This is a genomic window from Citrobacter sp. RHBSTW-01044 (genome assembly GCF_013781945.1).
GTDB classification, from domain to species: Bacteria; Pseudomonadota; Gammaproteobacteria; order Enterobacterales; family Enterobacteriaceae; genus Citrobacter; species Citrobacter braakii.
In genome coordinates, this window is sequence record NZ_CP056180.1 from 1,137,653 (window position 1) to 1,156,321 (window position 18,669).

Annotated in this window: 8 protein-coding genes and 2 pseudogenes; 4 read left to right on the top strand and 6 right to left on the bottom strand. The window is 47.9% G+C overall.

Going from position 1 to position 18,669, the window contains the following annotated elements:
- Positions 1–266: 266 nt before the first annotated feature.
- The 5 genes from HV352_RS05470 to HV352_RS05490 form a co-directional block, all read right to left on the bottom strand.
- Complete coding sequence (locus tag HV352_RS05470; RefSeq protein WP_016154096.1) at positions 267–3,383, bottom strand: efflux RND transporter permease subunit; 3,117 nt, start codon at positions 3,381–3,383, stop codon at positions 267–269.
- A gap of 28 nt (positions 3,384–3,411) precedes the next feature.
- Positions 3,412–4,569, bottom strand: a complete 1,158-nt coding sequence (locus HV352_RS05475) for an efflux RND transporter periplasmic adaptor subunit (RefSeq protein ID WP_016157251.1) — start codon at positions 4,567–4,569, stop codon at positions 3,412–3,414.
- Positions 4,570–4,847: 278 nt separating this feature from the next.
- Entirely contained in the window at positions 4,848–5,414 is a 567-nt protein-coding gene (locus HV352_RS05480; protein ID WP_172860528.1) for a Slp family lipoprotein, read from the bottom strand.
- Between the two features lie 267 nt (positions 5,415–5,681).
- Complete coding sequence (locus HV352_RS05485) at positions 5,682–6,194, bottom strand: hypothetical protein (protein WP_016157248.1); 513 nt, start codon at positions 6,192–6,194, stop codon at positions 5,682–5,684.
- A complete protein-coding gene (locus tag HV352_RS05490; protein ID WP_016154092.1) occupies positions 6,184–6,954 on the bottom strand; it encodes a winged helix-turn-helix domain-containing protein in 771 nt (256 codons plus the stop codon). Before HV352_RS05490 ends, HV352_RS05485 begins: the two co-directional genes overlap by 11 nt.
- 998 nt (positions 6,955–7,952) lie before the next feature.
- Here HV352_RS05490 and HV352_RS23640 point away from each other — a divergent pair.
- From HV352_RS23640 to HV352_RS05500, 3 genes and pseudogenes are all read left to right on the top strand, one after another.
- A pseudogene (locus HV352_RS23640) lies at positions 7,953–8,005 on the top strand (hypothetical protein); the annotation flags it as partial.
- Positions 8,006–11,627: 3,622 nt separating this feature from the next.
- A pseudogene (locus HV352_RS23645) lies at positions 11,628–14,866 on the top strand (autotransporter outer membrane beta-barrel domain-containing protein); the annotation flags it as partial.
- A 116-nt stretch (positions 14,867–14,982) separates the two neighbouring features.
- Positions 14,983–16,416: an EAL domain-containing protein gene (locus HV352_RS05500; protein ID WP_080762981.1), complete on the top strand. Its 1,434-nt coding sequence runs from the start codon at positions 14,983–14,985 to the stop codon at positions 16,414–16,416.
- Between the two features lie 58 nt (positions 16,417–16,474).
- Here the strand turns inward: HV352_RS05500 and HV352_RS05505 are convergent, their stop codons facing one another.
- Complete coding sequence (locus tag HV352_RS05505) at positions 16,475–16,831, bottom strand: hypothetical protein (protein ID WP_016157245.1); 357 nt, start codon at positions 16,829–16,831, stop codon at positions 16,475–16,477.
- 563 nt (positions 16,832–17,394) lie between these two features.
- On the opposite strand from HV352_RS05505, the gene HV352_RS05510 reads away from it, so the two are divergent.
- Positions 17,395–18,459 carry a hypothetical protein gene (locus HV352_RS05510; RefSeq protein ID WP_181635261.1) on the top strand — a complete coding sequence of 355 codons (1,065 nt, stop codon included), beginning with the start codon at positions 17,395–17,397 and terminating at the stop codon, positions 18,457–18,459.
- Positions 18,460–18,669: the final 210 nt, after the last annotated feature.

Consider the following 18,669-nt stretch of genomic DNA (forward strand, 5'->3'; position numbering starts at 1 on the left):
CCTGCTATCCACGAGAAATTCGCTGGATAGCAGGGCCCGCTAACAACCGTAGACCTGATAAGCGAAGCGCCACCGGGCATTGATTACCCGCAGAGCAGAGGGACTCAAGTGTGGTGGAGAATGCCACTCTTAACGTAGTCACTGTATCGTCGCTGTAATGAAATGAAGAACTTAAGGTGAATGGAACCCTTTCTCTGAGAGAGCATTGAGAATCCCTGGGATTTAATAAACTTATCCCAGGGATAATCACGTACGAGGGCAGGGAATCAGCGCCGTGTTTTGAATCGCGCCAGCATGTTTTCTACGAGAACAAAGAACAGCGGAACAAAGTAGATCGCCAGCACTGTTGCGGCCAGCATCCCACCAATAACACCCGTACCGACGGCATTTTGCGCGCCAGAGCCCGCGCCGTTGCTTATTGCCAGAGGGATAACCCCTAAGATAAAGGCCAGTGACGTCATCAAAATAGGGCGTAAGCGCATTTGCGCGGCCTCTACTGCGGCTTCAAGCGGCGTTTTTCCTTCCTTTTGCATGATCTCGACGGCGAACTCGACGATCAGAATGGCGTTTTTAGCCGAGAGCCCCATGGTGGTGAGCAGGCCTACCTGGAAGTAAACATCATTGCTCAGGCCGCGCAAGTCGGTCGCCAGCAAAGCGCCGACCACCCCGATTGGCACAACCAGCATTACCGAGAACGGTATCGACCAGCTTTCATACAGTGCCGCCAGTGCCAGAAACACGACGATCAGCGAAATGCCGTACAGCATTGGTGCCTGGTTTGTGGACAGCGCCTCCTGATAAGACAGACCGGTCCAGGCATAGCCGACGCCCGCAGGCAGTTTATTTATCAGCGATGCCATAAATTTCATCGCATCGCCGCTGCTTTTCCCTTCGACCGGCTGGCCCAGAATTTCCATTGCAGGCTGACCGTTGTAGCGTTCAAGGCGGGGAGAACCGTAGGTCCACTCGGTAGATGAGTAGGCCGAAAGCGGCGTCATAGCGCCGGAGGCATTACGTACGTACCAGTGATTGATATTATCCGGCAACATACGGAACGGCGTATCGGCCTGGACATACACTTTTTTAACGCGTCCCTGATTCAGGAAATCATTGACATAGCGACTACCGAACGCCGTAGAGATGGTCTGATTGATATCCGATAATGCAACGCCCATGGCTTCTGCCTTCGTGGCGTTGACATGAATGCGGAACATCGGTGTATCTTCCAGACCATTCGGGCGCACCCCGTCGACCTCACCGGACGACTGGTTGGCCAGCGCCAGAAGCTCGTTTCGGGCCTGCATCATTTTTTCATGCCCAAGGTTACCGTTATCCAGCAGCTCCATGTCAAAACCTGAAGCCGTTCCCAGTTCTGCAACTGCGGGTAAATTAAACGGATAAACGACGGCATTATTGATGGTGCTTAAGGCCATCATCGCCCGTCGAATAATGGCGGTAACTGAGTTTTCTTCACCAACGCGTTCTGACCACGGTTTCAGGCTGATAAACGCCAGACCGTTGTTTTGCCCCTGGCCGCTAAAACCAAATCCGCCTACGGTGAAAACCGAAGCGACATTTTTCTGTTCTTTCGTCAGGTAGTAATCCGTTATTTCCCCGAGCACTTTGCTGGTGTTCACCATCGTTGAGCCCGAAGGCAATTGCGCGGTGGTCATGAATACCCCCTGGTCTTCTTCAGGCAAAAAGGAGGTCGGGGTACGTAGAAACAGCACAATCATGCCCGCGCCAATCACTAAGTACACGACCATATAACGGCCTGTGCAACGTAGCAGTTTACGGGTGCTGTCCGTGTAGTGCTGAGTACATTTCTCCATGAAGTGATTGAAACGGGTAAACAGAAAATGTGTGTTTGCTTTTTCTCCCTCGTGGGATTTCAACAGCATGGCGCAGAGGGCTGGCGTCAGGCTCATCGCCACAAACACCGACAGCAGCATGGAGGAGATTAAAGTGATAGAAAACTGACGGAAAATTTCACCGGTTGCTCCGCTCATAAATGCCATCGGCATAAATACGGCGGATAACACAACGGCAATACCGACCAGCGCTCTCTGCAACTGGCCCATCGCTTTGTGGGTCGCCGCTTTTGGTGACAAGTGTTCTTCGGCAATAATGCGTTCTACGTTCTCAACCACCACAATGGCATCATCGACTAGCAACCCTATCGCCAGCACCATGCCAAACATCGTGAGCGTATTAATCGAAAAACCCGCGACGTCGAGTATCGCAAAGGTGCCAAGGATCACTACCGGAACGGCGATTGTGGGAATAAGCGTTGCGCGGAAACTTTGCAAAAACAGATACATGACGAGGAATACCAGAATGATTGCCTCGATCAAAGTATGAAAAACCCCCTGAATCGAAATCTCGATAAACGGAGTGGTGTCATAGGGATAAACGGTTTTCATGCTGGCCGGAAACCAGGCCGATAATCTGTTCAGCTCCTGTTTGACTGCCTGGGATGTTTCCAGGGCATTCGCGCCAGCGGCAAGTTTAATTGCAATCCCGGCGGCGGGTTTTCCGTTGTAGCGTGCAACCGTTGCATAATTTTCCGCACCCAGCTCAATTCGCGCGACATCGCGCAGCAGAACCTGGGAGCCATCTTGCTGAACTTTAAGGAAGATCTTGCCAAATTCATCGGTAGTTTGCAGGCGCGTCTGGACGATTATCGACGCATTTAGCTGCTGATCGGCTGACTGAGGCATGCCTCCCAACTGCCCGCCCGATATCTGGTTGTTCTGAACTTTGAGCTGGGTAATGACGTCCTGAGGTGTGAGGTTATACTTGTCGAGCTTTTGCGGATCCAGCCAGATACGCATGGCGTATTGCGAACCGAATAACTGTACGCTCCCCACCCCGGCAGTGCGGCTTATTGGGTCTTTGATGTTTGAAGCCACATAGTCGGCAATATCATATTGGCTCAGGCTGTTATTATCAGAGATAAAGCCGGCGACCATCAAAATATTGCTGCTGGATTTATCAACACTGATCCCTTGCTGCTGTACTTCCTGCGGTAAAGAAGGCATCGCCAGCTGTAGTTTATTCTGTACCTGAACCTGCGCAATATCGGGTGACGTGCCCGTTTTGAAAGTCAGGATAATCGACGCATTACCTGCCGCATCGCTGGTGGATGACATATACATCAGGCCATCAAGACCATTCATATTCTGTTCAATCACCTGAGTTACGGAGTCTTCAACGGTCTTTGCGTCTGCCCCTGGGTAGGCAGCGCTGATGGTAATGGTTGGGGGAGCGATTTGTGGATATTGGGCGATCGGCAGGTTCATTATCGCGATACCGCCCGTAAACATCATGATAATGGCGAGCACCCAGGCGAAAACCGGGCGCTCAATAAAAAAGTTGGCCATGAAGAAAGTGTCCTTAATACCTGAAATATTACTGTTCAGTTCCCGCGTCAGGAGTGGTCAGTTTTGAAGGGAGGACCCGGGCTTTGATTCCCGGACGAATTCTTTGTAATCCGGACACAATGACCCGATCGCCGGGGCGTAATCCTGCGGTCACCAGCCATTGATTGCCAACGGCCTTCACGGCGTTTATTTCGCGTAGTTGCACCACGTTTTGCTGGTCAAGGATCAGCGCAGTGGCTTTTCCTTGTTCGTTATGCGTAATCCCCTGTTGGGGGACCATCAAAACGTTCTGCTGGCTGCCTTCGTCCAGCAACGCCGTGACATACATGCCGGGTAAAATTTCACCTTCAGGATTGGGGAACACGGCGCGCAAAGTCACCGATCCGGTGGTCTCATCGACGGCGGGATCGGAAAACTCAAGCGTACCGGTATGGCGATAGGGTTTGCCGTTTTCCAGCATCAGCTCAACAGGAATTTTGCCTTGTTGCTGGGCAATTTTGCCGTTGGCTTTCTCTTCTTTCAGGCGTAAGAAATCTTGTACTGACTGTGTTAAATCAACATAAATCGGATCCAGCCGCTGAACGGTGACCAGCGCGTTTTCCTGATTTGCGGTGACCAGGGCACCCACGGTTACGGAGGATTTACCGCTGATGCCATCAATCGGTGAGGTGACATTAGCGTAACGAAGGTTGATGGTGGCCTGCTCAAGATCCGCTTTGGCGACGGCGACATTGGCTTCTGCTTCATTAAGCTGTGAGCGTGTCGTGTCGTAGTCCTGGCGGCTGACGTAATTGGATTTTATTAACGCTGACTGCCGATTTAATGTCAGACGCACATTATTGGCCGTCGCCAGTGCCTTTGCCAGCGCGCCTTTGGCTGAATCCAGTCGTGCCTGCAGCGGGGCTGGATCAATTTGATACAGTGACTCTCCTTTGCTGACTTTATCACCTTCAATAAAGTTGCGTTTTATGATGATCCCACCAACCTGAGGGCGGATTTCGGCGATCTCGAATGAAACCGCGCGACCTGGAAGTTCACTTTTAATATTCACTGAAGAGGGCGCTAAGGTAACAACGCCGACCTCGGGCTCCATCGCGGTGGTTTTTACTGCAGGTTTATTATCGCAGGCGGTGATGATGACGCTACTAAAAAATAATGGTATCAACAGTAAGCATTTTCTGTTCATAGTAATCCCTGAATAAATCGTAAACACCAATGTTCTTTTATTACAGGCAGGGTGGAAGAGTTATCGGTAAATAACAAAAGATGCTCAGGCATGAGATGGCTAAAGCCCATTTTTTCGCTCAAGTGTTAGCGGGTAAAATTATATGTAACAGGAAGAATGCGTGCTAAGCGAAGGATCTCATAAAGCAGGATGGCGCAATAAGGTTAACGCGGGGTGATGTGGTGGGCGTTTGTCAGTACCCGACTCCGGTATATATTCGCGCCATCTTACTACAGAGATTATTTCACTAGCTCCGGAGTTACCTGAGTTACTGTATTAGCGTAATAGGGGGCGCCCCACATGGGTTCAGGCCAGAACGCGCCATAGCCGTAATCCCACATATTATAGGTGGTGTTGACTGACTCCGTTAAATGCCAAACCTGAATACCTTGTAAATCAACTTTAACAAAGTTGTACGGGACTTTGTTGATGAATCCTGGTTCATCTCCTTGAATTGTCCCCAAAATAGTAACGAAATGGTTTCTGTAGTTTACCGGATCGAGAAAACCTTTCTGCTGGGCAAGAATACGCCCCTGATAGCTCGCGTCTATTTGCGGTTTAGCATAATTGTTCAGTGGCAGAACGGCGATTTCCAGTAATGTATCCGTTTTGCTGTTAATCACATTGATGACTTTACCCCCAAAGCGGGCCTGCTGACCGGTATATAATCCCGGTTGGTTATGCACGGAGATAAAGTTTTTTTGTATATCTGGTTGATTATTACCTTTGATATTCTCAGGAATTGAAGCACATGACGCCAGGGTGAAAGCAAGGGCAACAATTATCAACCCTTTTGTTTTTTTCATTTTACTTTCCTGCTAAAAAAAGACAGGCCAATAATAACCCTTTGCTCATTATTGTCAGCAAACGTGCCGTTGATTATCTAAAATTAATATTATTGTAGCTTATGGTAATAACAGGCTGTATTTTATCTGGTCGCTGGATAGGGCGAAAGTGTGTGGCGACAGGGAAAGCGATTTACTGTCGCCACACGTGGAGTCAGGTCCAATGCGTTACCGTGCCCTGCTCTGGTTTAGCCAGGCGGGTAGGCAATCCTGGATTACGGCACATTACTACGATTTACTAACGCAGACGTTCGTTGGCGAAAAGGTATTGCCTAACAGGTAGGCATTATTAATTTTATATATTTGCGCACGCTTACTGGGTGTGAACGGGTCATAGATATTATGGATAAACATCTCATCCGACACGTTATCCAGACTGTGTTTACTCATTTTCACGTCTTGCAGAAAAACGACGCCTTTATCTTTTATCCGATAATTAAAACTGACGGAGCGTTGCAGGATAAGGCGACGTCCTGGGCGGTTGTCTGCCAGTGGGGTTGTGGTAATAATCCCTGAGAAATCAATGACGCCAGTGTTATCTGTTTGCAACTGGATCATCAGGCTACCATCGTATTTCCCACCCCCGGGCAGTTCGGGTAGTGAAAGTGTGGAGACGCAATGCACGCTTATTCCCTGATTGACTGGAATGAGGGTGATTCCATTCGCGCTTAACAAGGCGCTGACAGCGACCAGAACGGCCGCTCCTGCAAGTAATATCTTGGTTTTATATTTAGTATTCATGGATATAAAGGTCCTTGCATCCAGCAAACTTTGTTTTTTCTGCATTATTGAAAGTACAGCGGGATAAAAATATGCGACCTTTTTCGCCGTAGACGTACAGATCGTCAGGCTGGAAAATAAACAATGCGCCAGCCAGACACTTCAGGTGTAAATCAGCCATTTTTTTGGCTTTTTCAAGTTTCGCAGTTGCCACTTCTCGTGAGCTTTCAAAAACGGTATAGACCGGACAGAGGTCGATATTGCCAAGTTTATACAACTGCACGACGGGAAGGTGGTTTTGAGTGCTGTTAAACAATGTGTTGACTGGGTAAAGAAGCATGAATAATGAGACGCCCCCAGCTGCAAGCAGCATCATTTTTACGCGTTTTGACAGGGAAGGCGTGGCTTTTGCGGGAGTGAGGGACGCCGCGGAAACCAAAGGCGGTTCCTCTATGGTGGTTACCAATCCTTCAGCGATGAAAAAGCCGACCCGTGGTACGGTTTGAATGATCTCGTGTTCACAACCGAGCTCCTGTAATCCTTTACGAATCAAAGAAATATACTGGCTTAATGAGTTGTTTGAGGCTTGCAGACCATTTTTGTCCCAGACATTCGTAAACATCTCTTCTCTCGAGACTACTTTCCCTTCCTGCTCGAGGAGATAGGTGAAGATCCTGTTTGCGGTAATAGACAGGGTGAGTGAGTTGTCCGACGGACTCAGACTCGCCAAAACGCCATCATCAGTCCTAAATGTAACTTCATTGTTAATTAGATATTTCATTTTTTCATCATTAACAGAGTATTACTTAATTATAAACCATAGTGGTATTTCTTCTTCACTACAGTATCGTGAGATGTGACAGGGCCGAGGCAGGAGGAGGGGGGCATTTGAGCATTGTAAAATATCCCCTCTGGCATAAAAAACTATGAAATTATTCATTTTAAGTATAAATACCTGCTTCACTCTGATTAAATTATAAGAGTGCTACTATTTTCAGATAGACCATTATAATCATTCGCCGGTTTGAGGACTGCGTAGTTCTGAGTCTCTGGTTGATTTACAAATTGTCAGTAACTTTAGTAAGTGGCATTTTTATAATGAGTAAACGAAAAGTTACTTAAGTAAAATAATCTAAAAATAGTATGGTATCAAGCGTCTTAAACAACAATTAGAAAGGCTTTGATATTTTTTACTTATTACATTCAACCCCTGGCGGTACAGATGCCGCGGAACTTGCTTATCGCGAGGTGTGTTTTCGACTGACTGAAATCCCTGTTTCTCGCAGTTATAATTTAAGTAACTCAAATGGGTTATGTTTTTTCAATATAACTCATGCAATAAGATTTATCTTATAAGTTGTTTGTTGTTTAAGAGCTGTGATTATAAATTTTTTTTACGAGATATGAAATAAATTAATATGCGTTTTATTTAATTTGAAATGTTTGTTTATTGTGTAGAAAATTAGGTCGTCATATTACATTGTTTATGCAATTCATTAACAGTTGCTTATGTGTTCCTGTGATGATATCGATACTTAAATCTATAATCACTTATCTTTTTAGATAAAACATCTATAAATTGCAAATTTATCAGTATAAATAGATTGGTTGTTGATGCGGTAATACCATTCGTCATGTACAGATCGCTCAATGTTTCAGCGGAAAAAACTCCAGAGAAGAGGTATCTGACCGCTGGGTAATTATGAGCATCCCATAATGCTATGTGACCACGAATTTTTCCCAGGAAGGGTATTCGTGGAATTATTCGGAATGGTAATGATGAACAAGATTTTTAAAGTGGTATGGAGTGTTTCGCACTCTTGCGCGGTTGTTGTTTCTGAACTGGCAAAACGTTGTGGTGCTTCTGTGGAAACCAATAGTTCTGCTCGCATTGAATCTGGAACGCATAAATTTAATATTTCAAGAATTGCGCTAAGTATAATAGGTGCCGTACTGGCTACGCATTCAATATATGCTTTTGCCGCTGACTACATCTTGCCTGATTACTTACCGTCGACTAACGCTAATGGCGCAGGGCAACTTGTTGTCGGTGACGGTGAAACCATGAATATTATCACCGGTACTAAAGGATATGGCAGCATCGCCTCTGGTGCATCGGGCTTTAAAACGATGACTATTCAGCAGGCAATGGATAATGGTTATATTTCGTCAGGTCGTGAAAATATAAATCTGACGCAGACGACTTTAGGTGGTCGTACCCACAGCATTCAATACGTTGACCCCATCACCGGGGCTTCGCGTACAGTCCAGGTGTATGACAGCGATAATTTTGCCTCTACCAGCGTTGGCGATCTGACGACTTATCTGGGGGTCAGCGTCGGTGATGGGCAGTATGTGAATATGAAGCTGGCGACAGTGACATCAGGCGGCACGCTTGATGTGAATGTTGGTTCAACGGAAAGCGGCTGGGCATCGAACTCGGCAAATATCTTCAATGCTGTCACCAAGGTCTCTGGAGTTTATAACGTTGAGAGCAGCGCCAGTGACACTAAAGACGCGGTACTGAATTACAACGCCAAAACCATCGTGCAAAGCGGTAACGTTGGTAATGTCGCGAAAAATACCGGTAAAGATTATAACTTTGATACCGCAACCTATAACGGCACCTTCTCCAGCGCGCTTGGCGAGTATACGGTTAATAATCTTGATGATTTAAAAAACTACAATGATGCTCTGGTGAAAGCCGTAGAGGCTGGGCAACTTTCGCCCACGGACTACGAAGCTGAGCTTCATAAAGCCTATACCACGGAACAGAAAAACATTCACTTCGACACCAATATCCCGGATGGCGATGCGGTGTTGCAGGCTGCGAATCGTGATGTGAACAGTTTTATTAAAGCTTCCGGTGCGCGCTCTGTCGTCAATATTTCTGCTGATGCCAATATTCAGGCGGTTTTTAGCGATACCTCCGTGGTGACGCTGACCGACGGAGCCACCCTCAATAACAACGGCACACTGGGGGTTGCCGCCGGTGCAGCCGGTGGTGATTATGTCGTTTCAGCGCGTGATAGCATCGTAAATAACAATGGAATTATTGATGCGGGTACCAGTCTTGATGTGAAAAATGCGTGGGTTGGCGCCCATACCGGGATTCTCGCGACCGGGACGACAAAGGTAAAGAACGACGGCGTCATCAACCTTGCCTCGCATCAGGATATCTATAACGCCTATGGCGTGCTGATGAATGACACGGCGACCTTTATTAATAACGGAGTAATGAATATTGCCACCGGAGGTGAGCCTGCGAAATCTTCCGATGGTGTCTATACCTACGGCGTGTTTGTTCAACGTAATGCCGTGGCTACTAATAACGGGACGCTCTACATCGGACGCACTGCACAAGCGGTAAAAGATGAGGCGAGCAGTGACGTTCAGGTCACTCTTCCGGCCATTGGTATGTTTGTGAAGAGTGGAACCATCAATAACACCGGGAACATCACGATCGGAGAAAAAGTCGAGAATGCTGTTGCCATTCAGGCAAACGGCAGTGCGTCTCCTGGTGCAATCAACGTTACCCAGGACGGCGTCATTGACATCAATGGCATCGGCTCAGCGCAAAATATTGGCCTGATGGGGATTAACGGTGCAAAAGGGCTGGTAAACAGCGGCACGATTAACCTCAATGGGTACAGCGCCAGCGGTATTGAACTGCAGGGAGGGAGTCAGGCGCTTCACTCGGGCACGATAAATATCACCAATGGTAGTACCACGGATAATACATTAAAAAATATTGGTGCCTGGGTCGAGGGGACCGGGTCTCAACTCACGATGAGTGGGAGTGTGAATCTTGCTGCTGATAACGCTATTGGTCTGCACGTTCGTGACGGCGGTGTTATCGATATTACCGATACAGGCAAAGTCTCATTTACCAGTGGCAAAAACCAGATTGGCTATTTTATTTATGGTGAAGGTTCAAAAGTAAACGCCTCCTCTACCAATACGCAAGATGTCTCGACTGAAGGGTCAACATTATATCGCATAGAAGGTGGTGCGACTTTTGATGGCAGCGGGTCGTCTGGTACGACAATGACGGCATCAGGCACCGACAGCACTATTCTGCAGGTGACCGGGACGGGGAGCCATTTTGATTCCGGCTCGCAATCGCTGAGTATCACGGGTGACGGCGCGACCGGGATTCGGGTTGAAGGCGGAGCGGATGGGGTTATCACCAAAGACGCGGTGATCGTGAAACTTTCCGGTAAAGATACCACCGCCGGGATTGTGGACGGTAATTATTATGACTTGTCCGGGAATGTCGATGAGAATCAGAAAGGTGACTCAATCCTGACCAGTTACGCCACGCTGAATACCAGTAATACGGCGGATGGTGCTTTCGGCTACATCGCCCGCAACGGCGGTACGCTCAACCATAAAGGCAGCATCGACTTTGACCAGGCGGGCAGCACAGGCGTGCTGGTTTCCGGTGGTACGTTGAATAACGACGGCGACATCAAGGTTAATGGCGTGGCGGTCAGCATCGAAGGCGCTGATTCCGTTGTGAACAACAATGCGACGGTTACCGCGACGGATGGCACCGCAGCCTATCTCGTGGGCAATGATGCGTCATTAAGTTTGACGGGTTCGGGAGAAACCAAAGCATCGGGAGACGCGCACGGTATCTTGTTGGCCGCCGGTGCGAAAGGTCTGCTGGTCGATGGAGCCATCATCACGATGGACAGTACGGGTAAAGGAAGCGCGATTGAAAACGTCGCCAACATTGCGGGTATCCAGCTAAAAGATACAACTATCAGTGTGGGGAATGGAATCGGTATTCATACCGGAGCATCCCTGGCGCAGACCAACTCCGGAACGATTAATGTTACGGGGAGCGGTACGGGGATCCTGTTTGAAAATATCGACGGCAGCGAAACGAATCAAACGCTGGATATGTCTGACTCACGCGATCTGGTTATCAATGTTGAGCAGGCTGCGGGTAAAGGGATCGTCACCAATGCGTCAACCGACCTGAAAACGGGCGTCAGCGTTAACGTACTCGACGCTAACGGTGGTGAAGCGTTGATTGTCGGTGGCACGACCAAAAATGTTGAACAGGCCGGTGAGTTGACATCGAAATCGACCAGCCACGCGGTGGTGAATGTTGATAACGGTTCCCTGGAAACGTTTATCAATAAAGGCGTTATTAAAGCGCTGGATGCGTCGCAAAAAGCGGTAGAAATGCTCTCGGGGGCAGGCATCGCGTTTACTAACGCGGCGGGAGCCAGCATTGTTGGTCAGGTTAACCTGATGAGCGGTGATAACACCGTTACGCTGGAGTCTGGCAGTACCGCAACCGACATCAAGACGGGCAGTGGTAACGATCTGTACCTACTGAAAGATGTCAAAGAGACAGAAACCTCGCTGTTTACCAGCCTCAATGGTGGTGATGGGGAGGATACACTTCAGTTGAATAACGCACAGTACATCCTCAATCACGCCGATGCTATTACCGGCATGGAGCATATCGATCTGACTGCTGGTTCAGTATTTACCGTTAATAATGTTGATTTTGCGTTGGGTGATAACCAAAACGATGCGACCGGTACGGGTTACAACATTGATACGACCAGCACCTTGTCGCTGAATTCCGACGCTGCGCTGGCTTTTAATAGCCATCTGGCGGGAACCGGAACTGTCGCCGTTGATGCCAGCGGTAATGCGTTTGATTTTACCAGCAACAATGCGGCAGATGGATTCAACGGTACGCTGGCGCTAACGAACAGCACCTTTGAGCTGGCTGGATTAAATACTCAGGCGCTGAGCCAGGCAACATTAAATGTAGGCGAGGGGAACGTCACCCACGTGGGGTCCGGTGAGCAAAATATCGGAGGCCTGGCGTTTAACGGCGGCACCGTCAGCTTTGACGGGGTGACGCCGGGGCAGAGCAGTTCCGAAGGAACAATTCATGCTGGCGCGATGGATCTCTCCGGACGCGGAACCGTGCAGGTTGATACCGGCACGATTACGAACGATCGTCCGCTGGCTGATACCACGCTATCACTTCTTGAGCAGGACGATGCGCAGTCCCTGATTCAACTGGCAACATCTGATTCTTCCATCACCGGCGGTGCGGGCAATCTGACGCTGACCGATAGCAATGGCAATATCATCAGCGATGGGGTTGAAGCCGGTATCAGCCAAAATGGCGAGATTGTTGCGAATGGAACCTATGATTATCGCCTCACCGGAGGGGATAACGATGATGGACTGTACATTAGCTATGGTCTGACACAAGTCGAACTGCTCGCATCCGGAGACAATGCACTGGTCCTGGATGCGAACGGAAAAACCGGTAATGCCGCAGATCTGAGCGCTCGCGTGACTGGCAGTGGCGATCTGGCGTTTGACAGCGCCAAAGGCCAGACGGTATCGCTGTCGAATATGGATAACGATTACACCGGTATCACCGATGTGCGCAGCGGCAACCTGCTGATGAAAAACGATAATGTTCTGGGACAGACCGGTGAACTACGTCTGGCCGCCGATACCGGTTTTGACATGAATGGTCATAGCCAGACTGTCGGTAAGCTGACGGCGGGGGCTGACTCACTGCTGAACATCAATGGCGGTAGCCTGACCCTGGAGCAGGGCGGAACAGCCGATGGAATATTGACCGGAAGCGGCGCGCTAAACATCAATGGCGATACGCTGACCATCACCGGTGAAAACAGCACGCTGACGGCAAAAACGACCATTGCAGAAGGCGCGCGCGTGCTGATGAACACGACGCTAGGTCTCGGCACGGGCGATATTGTGGCGGCGGGAACGCTGACGATGAATAAGGCGGCAGGTGTACTTTACAACAGCATCAGCGATGCCGGACGGATTGAACTTACCGAAAGCGATGTCGCGCTGGTGGGCAACAATAGTGCCTTTTCGGGACAATTTGCTATTGATGCGGATTCCCGGCTCACCGCGTTCACCGCAGAAAATCTGGGCAGCGCAGAGGTGCACAATAGCGGTTCACTGGTGCTGGACAGTCATACCGACTGGCAGCTTAATAACGACGTTTATGGTAGCGGCGACGTGACCAAGCTGGGAGCCGGATCCATTACTGTCGGTGATAACGCCGCCTGGACGGGGAAAACGGATATTGAGCAGGGCGGCCTGGTTCTGGGTGACGGCACATCTCCAGTCACGCTTGCCAGTACCGAGGTCAACATTGCTACGGCGGGGATGCTCTCGGGCGTAGGGGGTGTCGCAGGTAATGTGAATAACGCCGGTGTGCTGCAGGTGGGTACCGGGACCGGTGACAACCTCCTGTTCACTGTAGAGGGAAACCTGGTTAACAGCGGTATCCTCGCAACCGGTGTGAATGGTCAGCAGGCCGGTAATCAACTGGTGGTCAATGGCAATTACACGGGTAATGATGGTCATCTTTCCTTAAACACTGCGCTGGGGGATGACAATTCCGTTACGGATAAGCTGGTGGTGAAAGGTGATACCAGTGGCACTACTTCTGTCAGCGTCACTAACGCCGGTGGGAAAGGTGCTGCAACGATTGATGGTATCGAAGTTATCCATGTTGATGGCGTATCGGACGGTGAGTTTATTCAGGCTGGCCGTATTGTGGCGGGGGCATATGACTACAGCCTTGGACGTGGTCAGGATGAAAACAGCGGCAACTGGTATCTGACCAGCGGTAAAACCAACCCCGATCCGCAGCCAAACCCGGATCCAGATCCCGATAAAGATCTGCGTCCGGAAGGCGGCAGCTACACGGCTAACCTGGCGGCAGCCAACAACATGTTCGTCACCCGTTTGCACGATCGTCTGGGCGAAACGCAGTATATCGATGCCCTGACCGGCGAGCAGAAAGTCACCAGCATGTGGATGCGCCACGTCGGTGGGCACAACAACTGGCGTGACGGTAGCGGCCAGTTGAAAACCCAGAGCAACCGTTACGTATTGCAACTGGGGGGGACATTGCGCAATGGAGCCAGAATGGGCTTGATCGCTGGCACCTTGGCGTGATGGCGGGCTACGGTAACGATCACAGCAATACCCAGTCTTCACGCACGGGCTATCGTTCAAAAGGCTCAGTGAATGGCTACAGCACCGGCGTTTATGCCACGTGGTATGCCAATGATGCGTCGCATAACGGCGCCTGGCTGGACAGCTGGGCTCAGTACAGCTGGTTTGATAACAATGTTAAAGGCGATGACCTGCAAGGCGAATCGTACAAATCGAAAGGGGTTACCGCTTCGCTGGAAATGGGATATGCCCAAAAAATGGGCGAGTTTGCCGGCAGTCACGGAACGCTGAACGAATGGTACATACAACCTCAGGCGCAGGCAGTCTGGATGGGAGTGAAGGCGAACGACCATCGTGAAAGTAACGGTACCCGTATCACCAGCAACGGTAATGGTAATGTGCAGACCAGACTGGGCCTGAAAACCTGGATTAAGAGCCATCACCAGATGGATAACGCTAAAGAACGTGAATTCCAGCCGTTTGCCGAGCTGAACTGGCTGCACAATTCACGCGATTTCAGTACGACCATGGATGGCGTGAATGTTCGCCAGGATGGAGCGAAAAATATTGCCGAGGTAAAAGTGGGTGTGGAGGGACAGGTGAGTCCTCGTCTTAATCTGTGGGGCAATATCGGGGTTCAGGCTGGCGACAAAGGGTATAACGACAGCGCTGCGATGGTAGGTGTGAAATGGAACTTCTAAGCTGATTCTACCGGGCAAGTTCAGCCAGACTGGCGCATGTCAGTCTGGCCATTTCCTCCTGAAATAATCTCAAAAAGCGTCCTTCGGGGCGCTCTGTTCAACAACACGAGTTAATCATGTCTGTAACCAAGAAAATCACACCCATCATGCTGGTGTTGCTTTTTCTTCTGGCCGGTGTGCTGACGTCATGGCAGCAATGGGATAGAGAGGGACAACTTGTCAGAGAACACGCGATAAATAGCCTGGTCGAAGAAATCGATACGATATTTGACGACGTAAATACACTGGCTGTGTTAGCCAGCGCACATATACAAGAGAATTGCACTGACGATCTGCTACGAAAATTGCGTCTTCTTACGGCGTCTGGCGAGAAGATTCGTTCAGTCAGTATCATCAGGAACGGTGAGTGGAACTGCTCTTCTCTTGAAGGTCGAGAGTCGCCGGGGATTATTTCCAATGGAACGACTACACACTCACTGATGATTGAACAGATTTATCGGCTGAACACGGAGATGTATATAATCTATTTTCCGTTTCAGGGGCAGGTGGTGGCTGTTGCAGTATATAAAGCGGCGATCGATAAAATTCTTATGGATTTTGCCCGTAAAGAAAAAATTGATGTGCATTTTTTATTGTATCCAGAAAAACATCCTTTCGTGCAGATGGCCTCGCAAAACTATCCTTTCTGGATTGTGACGGATTCACAGGATGGCATTGCGGATTATGTGCGGGATAATCATTATCTTCTTATTTTATTTGTGGTTCTGTCTTTGCTGTTATATTTGCACTTACGCCGGGCGCAGCGGATATCACCGATAAAAATACTGCAGCGTGCGATTAATAATGATGAATTTATTCCGTTTTATCAGCCCGTCGTTGAACTCGCTTGCGGAAAAATCGTCGGGGCTGAAGTCCTTGTTCGCTGGAATCACCCTGAGCAGGGAATTATTCCCCCTAACGAATTTATCCACACGGCTGAACATAGCGGCTTGATCAATGTGCTGACGCTGAAATTGTTGACGCAGGTAGAGGTTGATATGCGGTGCCTTAGGGCTCAGTGTGATATACCATTTCATATCGGTATTAACGTACCTCCACTTTCACTGGAGGATCATGAATTTACCGATGCCACTATCGCCTTTATTCAGCGGATGAACTTGTTTCATATTGGCGTAATGCTGGAAATCACCGAACGGCAGCAGAATCTGATCCGTGAAAGTGTTCTGAGGCGCCTGAAAGAGGCAGGCGCTGCGCTAGCCCTGGATGACTTTGGGACCGGATATTCTAACTATGCTGCGCTGCAACGCATTTCGCCGCGGTTCTTGAAAGTTGATAAGATGTTTATCGACTCACTGGGTAAAGGCGGCGTGAGTGATACTATCATCAGCAATATTGTTCACCTGTCTGAACTGGCCAGGATCCCACTGGTGGCGGAAGGAATAGAAAGTGAAGAACAGATGGAGAGGCTGCGACGGATTAACGTTAGCTTTGGGCAGGGGTATCTGTTCAGTAAACCAATACCCTTTAATGCGTTTCTACGTTTATTATAAGGATTGCTAATAATAAAAAACCGCGAAAGCGGCTTTTTATTATTGAATGGCTGGAAGATTACTCGCTGACTTTTTTCTCAACGGAGGCAGCACCTTCTTTGGTCTTATTCCAGCCTTTCTCGGTACCTTCTTTTGTTGCATTCCAACCTTTTTCAGTACCTTCTTTGGTTGTATTCCAGGCTTTTTGTGAGCCTTCACTCACTTTACTGCTCAGGTCATCTTGTTTACCTTCAGCAGCATGTTTTGCTTTTAACTGTTGCTCTTCGCCCTGATTCTGCGCCTGATGCAGTTTTTCTTTTGCGGTATTAGCATTTTCGTGTGCGGCGGCTACATCATTATCAGTTGCGTGTGTCGTCGCGGCAATAACGGGAGAAGCCAGCAGAATTGCAGATAATGCGATAATTGTCTTTTTCATAATATCCTCGCTTAGCGTTATAAGTTATTAGCGTGATTAAGCATGGCACACGAACGAAGCGCTGGCTTTAGGAAAAAACTGTAAGTGCTGATAACGGTATTTATCCATTTTGTGCAGCTGGGAGCGATCAATACGGTAATTTTGTGGTGGGGCAAAAAGACGCATTTAATGTTAGGTTAAATAATAAGTGGTTGTCGTTATTAAGCATGGATATATTAAGTATGTGTAAGTATCCCTGCAAAATGAACCATCAACTTTTAAAGAGTCTCTGGCACTCCAACTTCCGCTTCTGGCACAGAGCGGACAGGCTGATTGAGCTGGAGGTCCGCTATGAGCGAACAGCGGAAGTTCGCAACTCCAAAAACCACATGACTGTCTTAATCAACGAGGAGCAGGTCACCTCGGCGGCGTCAGTCCGGAGGCCTTCGAACAGGCCTCGTCGTGAGGACAGAAAATGTCTACGGTTGTGGGGGCAGTCCATTACGGCTTTGCCTGTCTTGTGTTAGGATAATTTTTTAGTCTAAAGGTTTAAACCAGTTTAAAAAGGAATTAAAGGATTTTTTATGACAGAGCTAATTAATGATACGAAAAATCAGCATTTTATATCTCAAGCGGAACTCAGATGGAATAGCATTGACCGAAATAGACCCTATAACTTAATAAAAATAAATAGATTTAAATTACATGGTGAAAAAAATAAGTTGTCACCCCCTGAAAGGAAGTATGTGCAAGGGCTTTCATCCATAACTGACATTTTTACTCTTGATATTATGGATGATGGTAAAAGAATTAATTTGGAGAAATTTTTTGGTTATTTTGAGGAACAGTATGACAATACTGTTTCAAATTTCACTTCAGCCATTGAGACCAAAATACGTAACGCTGAAAATGGTACTGAGAAAATTGATGGTGCTGATTTTTTTACTGATATTAAATTTTTTCAGAAGATTAAGTTCATGAATTTCATACGTAACCCTAACAACATACGCAAAGCGTTAAAGCTATTTAGTTTTGCTAAAGATTATATCGTGCTGGGGCAGGGTAAGGAATTTCAGTTGATTATTGATGCTCTTATTAAAAATAAAAAGGGACATCGTGAGTATATTTGTCATAAATATCAAGTAAGCGAGAGTGAGTTTGATAGCTGGATAAAACTTTTACTTCTGTTTGTTTACGTGGATGAAAATATGAAAAACTCTAGTTTGGATGGGATGATGGAGGAGTTTTTTAAAGCAGATGAATTATTCACGACAGTTATAATTAGTTATTATACAGATAATTCACTTGGGAGTGTTTTAATTCCCGACATTGGTTCAATAGTAAATTCTGATATGACATATTTATTTAATATTTCAAGTAAGTGCTTCATAGCGCTTGAACATAAAAAACTTGATAGCGAGCACTGCATGGATATTGCAAGACAGGTTGCAGAAAAGATGAAACAACCATTTACTAATGAGTTTTTTGAGATATTTAAAAAAAGTCTGGCGGGGAGCAAGCGCATATCAATTTTCATCGATAATGAAAAACTACTCAGCGGGTACAACAAACTCTGTATTGATGAATCATCAGAGTTTGTATATTCCTGTTCGAGTACTGTACATGGTGCTGATATTGTCATTGACTGATTACATGCTACAGAGCAATCCTCGCTTATGGACTGGCTCTCCCAGACCTAAGAACGGTAGATTGCCGTTCAGAATTGCCAGTGGTTTCGTAATAGGGGTCTGAAGCCCTATGGAACGAGAACGTACGCTTAGCACGCTTTTTTGAACGATTGTGGCAGGTCAGTTTCTAAGACTTTTCTTCAGCGGTGCCAGGAAGGCCATATGACAGTC